Below are 357 nucleotides of genomic sequence, written 5' to 3' on the forward strand. Positions count from 1 at the left end.
CCGGACCCGTCAACCGATCACTACTACCAGCACGTCGACGACGGACACGCTCCCGAATCCACGCCTGCCGAATCCACGCCTGCCGAATCCACGGTGGCGGGAGCTGTACTCGAACGGCCCGCCGATGAACTCTACGAACCCACCTGGTGGGAATCGAACATCGGTGAGTACTGCGAGTGGAGCAACCTGATCGATACCGACAGGGCAGCTTTCGTGCCCTCCCTCGGAGATATCGCCCGGCTGAAAGACCCGAAAGCCCGGGCCGAAGCGATCTTCCTCAGAGAACGATTCCTCGAACACCGGGCAATCGTCACAGCACGCGATCGCTACCGCTACCCACCATTCTGAACAGCCCCC

General features: G+C 61.6%; 1 pseudogene. It reads left to right on the top strand.

From position 1 onward, the window contains the following. A pseudogene (locus A2J03_RS31025) lies at positions 1-348 on the top strand (hypothetical protein); the annotation flags it as partial. Positions 349-357: the final 9 nt, after the last annotated feature.

This window comes from Rhodococcus sp. EPR-157, from assembly GCF_001647195.1.
In the GTDB taxonomy this organism is placed as follows: domain Bacteria; phylum Actinomycetota; class Actinomycetes; order Mycobacteriales; family Mycobacteriaceae; genus Rhodococcoides.